Source organism: Anaerovibrio sp. (genome assembly GCF_051866355.1).
Classification (GTDB): domain Bacteria; phylum Bacillota; class Negativicutes; order Selenomonadales; family Selenomonadaceae; genus Anaerovibrio.
The window spans coordinates 1-4,657 of sequence record NZ_JBJDWZ010000045.1 but is presented as its reverse complement, the minus strand read 5'-3'; the positions used below and the strand labels follow the sequence as shown (position 1 = coordinate 4,657).

Annotated in this window: 6 protein-coding genes; all 6 read right to left on the bottom strand. The window is 55.0% G+C overall.

Annotated features, from left to right (window positions below; genetic code table 11):
• Positions 1-17: 17 nt before the first annotated feature.
• Positions 18-950, bottom strand: a complete 933-nt coding sequence (mreC, locus tag ACI3UA_RS02520) for a rod shape-determining protein MreC (protein WP_439723256.1) — start codon at positions 948-950, stop codon at positions 18-20.
• Between the two features lies 1 nt (position 951).
• Entirely contained in the window at positions 952-1,989 is a 1,038-nt protein-coding gene (locus tag ACI3UA_RS02515) for a rod shape-determining protein (protein WP_439723255.1), read from the bottom strand.
• An 80-nt stretch (positions 1,990-2,069) separates the two neighbouring features.
• Complete coding sequence (gene radC, locus ACI3UA_RS02510) at positions 2,070-2,750, bottom strand: RadC family protein (RefSeq protein WP_439723271.1); 681 nt, start codon at positions 2,748-2,750, stop codon at positions 2,070-2,072.
• Positions 2,728-3,315, bottom strand: a complete 588-nt coding sequence (locus ACI3UA_RS02505; protein ID WP_439723254.1) for a Maf family protein — start codon at positions 3,313-3,315, stop codon at positions 2,728-2,730. The genes radC and ACI3UA_RS02505 overlap by 23 nt, the downstream gene beginning before the upstream one ends.
• 35 nt (positions 3,316-3,350) lie before the next feature.
• Entirely contained in the window at positions 3,351-3,614 is a 264-nt protein-coding gene (locus ACI3UA_RS02500) for a DUF4321 domain-containing protein (protein WP_439723270.1), read from the bottom strand.
• A 159-nt stretch (positions 3,615-3,773) separates the two neighbouring features.
• Positions 3,774-4,657, bottom strand: an 884-nt coding sequence (locus ACI3UA_RS02495) for an acyltransferase family protein (protein WP_439723253.1), incomplete at its 5' end; no start/stop codon positions are given.

The window sequence follows — 4,657 nt, the reverse complement described above, 5'->3', positions numbered from 1 at the left end:
AAAAACGTTTTCATTTCTCACTTGCCCTCTGCCTTGATAAAATTGCCATCCCTGTCCGTTTCCGTGCCCGGCGTCTGGGCCGGAGGCGTCAGCGCCACAGGCGAAGCCTCGCGGGATGCCGTAATAATCAGCACATCCTCCAGCTTCTGAAAATCCACGGCCGGTTCAACCACCGCTACCTCCAGCAGTCCGCCGCCATCATCATGCAGTGCCTTTACAGTTCCCACCATAATCCCCTTCGGGAAAATGCCGCCGAAGCCGGAGGTGATGATGGTATCACCCTCCACCACGTCGGAATTCTTGGGAATGTTAATCATGCTCGGCTTCAGTGCATCCTCGATACTGCCCTGCACAATGCCGGCCACCCTGGACTCAGGCCTCTGAATCAGGGTTCCCACCGAACAGCGGGGATCGAGAATCAGCTGTACCTTTGACGCGTTGGGAGATACCTCCGTCACGACGCCCACCAGCCCTTTTTCCGTCACCACCGGCATATTCCTGGCGACACCGTCGCCACTGCCGCGGTTGACCACAATCACGCTGGTCCAGGTGGCCTGCTCCCGGCCAATGACCTGCGCCGCCTGCAAATCAAACTGGACAGCGGACTGCTTGTAGCCCAGCAGATTGCGCAGGCGCTCATTCTCTGCGGCGTACTCGGCCGCCGTCAGATTCTGCTGGCGGAGCTGTACCACCTCGTTCTTCAGCATCTCATTCTGGTAGTAGGCAGAAACCATCTCCCATACTGCCGAGGTGACGCCGTTGACCCGGTAGCCCGCCCAGGAAACTGCCCGCTGAAAGGGCGCCAGCGCACCGGTAACAGCCTTGCTGCTGATGGGCGCGGCAAACCTGCCCCTGGCGGCAAAAAATATAATCACAAAGACACTGACCGCCACAAAAATCAGCAGCCAGACCGTGCGCTGTGAATTTTTATCTCGCCGTACCCTGTTCATCTTATCTCAACTTCTTCGTAGTCATAACAACACGCTTCAAAAGCTCAATATTCTCAAGGGAACGTCCGGTACCCTCGCCAACGCAGGAAAGCGCATCCTCGGACACCAGCACCGGCATGCCGGTCTCACGGCTCAGGAGCTTGTCAAGGCTGGTCAGCAGGGAACCGCCGCCGGTCATCATGATGCCGTGATCCATAACATCGGCAGCCAGCTCAGGCGGCGTCTTTTCCAGGGTGCTCTTCACCGCGTCCACAATCTTCTGGACAGGCTCGCTGAGAGCGCTGCATATCTCGCTGGACACGATCTTGACCGTCTTCGGCAGGCCGCTGACCAGATCGCGGCCGCGGATGTCCATGCTCTTCTCCCTGGCAGGCTCGGCAATAGCCGTGCCGATATTAATCTTGATTTCCTCGGCAGTACGCTCACCGATTAACAGGTTGTACTCCCGCTTGATGTACTGAATAATGGAAGAATCCATCTCGTCGCCGCCGATGCGGATGGAACAGCTGGTAACAATGCCGCCCAGGGAAATAACCGCAATCTCGGTAGTGCCGCCGCCGATATCAACCACCATGGAACCGGTAGCTTCCTCCACAGGCAGTCCTGCACCGATGGCCGCCGCCATAGGCTCCTCAATGAGATAGGCCTCCCTTGCCCCTGCCTGCTGGGCCGCGTCGATAACGGCGCGCTTCTCCACCTCGGTAACGCCGGAAGGAACGCCGACTACCACCCGCGGGCGCACAAAGGACTTGGTATTCATGGCCTTCCTGATAAAATATTTCAGCATGGCCTGGGTCACGTCAAAATCGGCAATAACGCCGTCCTTCATCGGACGGATAGCCACAATGCTGCCCGGAGTACGGCCAATCATGCGCTTTGCCTCATCACCCACGGCCAGCACGTCACCGGTATCGCTCTTTATTGCCACAACAGACGGCTCACGGAGGACAATGCCCTTGCCCTTGATGTGAACCAGAGTGTTTGCTGTTCCCAAATCAATACCCATGTCATGGGATAAACCGCCAAAAATATTCCACATAATAAAAAACTACTCCCTTCAAAGATATAGCAAAAGATACAGGCTCAGCCATATCTCAATCCAACTCAATACAGCAATCCTTATTTTATCACACCTTGTTCCTTTAGGGAAATATAATTATCATTTCCCAGGATAATATGATCCAGCACCGGAATGTCCATCACCCTGCCCACCTGCACCAGCCGGGCGGTAATCTCAATATCCTCCCTGCTGGGGGACGGATCGCCGCTGGGGTGATTGTGCACCAGAATAATGGATGCCGCTGTCTGCTGTATCGCCGCCCTGAACACCTCCCGCGGATGCACCACGGAGGCCGTCAGACTGCCGATAGATATCACAGGCATGGACAAAATATGATTTTTTACATTCAGCAAAATAACGGCAAAATGCTCCCGCTCCTCATACCTGAAGCGCGGCATGGCATACTCGGCCGCATCCTCCGGGCAGGTCACCGCCGCCCGCTGTCTGGCCGCACCGCCATTCAGCCTTTTGCCCAGCTCCACCGCCGCCATGATTTCGGCGGCCTTGGCACTGCCAATACCACGGATGCCCATCAGCTCACCTGCCGACATCCGCGCCAGCGCGGCAACGCCTTCCTCCCTGTACATACCCAGGATTTCCTGCGCCACCTGCAACGCCGACCTTTCCCTTGAGCCGTTCCTCAGCACAATAGCCAGAAGCTCCGCATTGCTCAAAAAACCCGGCCCCAGGGCCAGAAGCCTCTCCCTCGGCCTTTCATCAGCCGGAAGCTCCCTCACCATCGCCATACAAATCAATCCCCGCTTTCTCAGCAAGGCCGTCAAGACAATGGAGCGGCAAACCTACGACATTGGAATAAGAACCTCTGATTTGTTCAATAAAGACAGCCGCCCGTCCCTGAATACCATAAGCACCAGCCTTGTCAGCGGGCTCGCCGGTCTCGATATAACGGGTAATCGCAGCTGCCGAAAGCGGGGCAAAAGCTACCTCCGTCGTTTCGCATGCCTGCCAGAGCTGACCCTTCCACACAAGGGCAATCCCGGTTGTCACCTGATGCACCCTGCCGGAAAACCTTGTCAGCATTTCCCTGGCATGCTCCTTATCCCTAGGCTTACCATAAATATTTCCATCAAGGCTCACCACCGTATCCGCCCCCAGCACCGGAATGTCCGGATAGCGGGCCGCCACGGCGGCGGCCTTTAAATGCGCGTTCCTCATCACCAGCTCCGGGGGCGTCATGCCCCTGCCGCCGGCTTCCTCGGCGTCGCTTACCTCTATACGGAAGCTGCAGCCGATTTGCTCCAAAAGCTCCTTCCGTCTGGGAGAAGCAGAAGCCAGAATAAACATGAAAAAAGTGCCTCCTTGGATTCAGTGTCCCTGTATCACGTATGCTTGAAAATCCACACAGCGATAACCACACCGATAATGCTCATGAGATTTGGTGAAAAAGCAAATCCCACCGTCAGCTTTATGACGTAGATATCTATCACCGACGGCGCCACATCAATCACCGGATACGGATTCTTCAAATACGGCATCAGGCTGCTCAGGGCATCCACGCCGGAAAGCAGCTCGCCGAGAAGTCCGCCGAGAATGGCTCCTATCACCACATACAGAGCCAGGGTGCCATAGCTTTTGCTCAACATACTCACATCCCAAACCTCCTATAGCGCACCAATCAACATAACAAGTATCCATAAGCTGACATTTTAGCGAAACATCAGCACAAAATCCCTCCTAACATAATAAAAGACTCCGAGAGAAAAATCAAGTCACCCGGAGCCTTTTATTATGTTTATTTTTGTTTATTTCTTTGCTCTGTTGCCAACCGAAAAGCAAGGCAGTACCATCAATATTTTTCCCGTCAAATAGCTTGCCAAAAGCGACAAAATACTAACAATCACATATTTCAGGTAGGTGGGCAGATCCACGGACAAAAACCCCCAGGCGATAAGCATCACCAGTCCCATGTGAGTGTAGTACATGTTATAGCTGTTGGCGGCCAGCTCCCCCAGAAAGCCGTTGGTGTAGTCCAGCTTTGACTGGAAAAGCGCCAGCAGGGCAAACACGGAGGAAAGCAGGAACAGCACATGGATTGCCGCCTTGACCATCATATACTGCTCAGGGCTTGCCGCCGTAGGCGCCCCCATGGTGGTATAAAACAGATAGGCAATCCCCGTCACAATAAAGGCCGGCAGCCACTTGACCGTATCAGCCCTGTAGCCGCCCTCCGTAAACCACTGATGCCGCCAGGCGTATGCACCCAGGAAGAAGTACAGCGGATAGAAGGAGATACGGGTCGGCTGATACACCAGCACAGGCCAGACAAAAGTCCACAGGTCGTTGTTGCCGTCGGCGTAGAAGTAGGCGGCCACCGTGCAGACATAGCAGAGAACGGTAAAGCCTATGAACAGCTTTGGCCCCGGAATGGAGCTTGCCTGCCGCTCCTTGAAGGACGGCATGATTTTGCAGAACAGGAAGAGGGCGATGTAGAGATACGTCAGCACACCCAGATACCAATACTGCACATGGCTGAAACACGGGCCAAAGAGAAACAGCTTAAAAAGATAGTCATTGACATAATCCATCGGCACGCCCCGGCTGGCAAACATGATGTACGTCACCGGCGGCGCCAGCAGGATAACGCCTGCTATCCAGGGCAGGACGATGCGCAGGAGCTTGCTTTTCC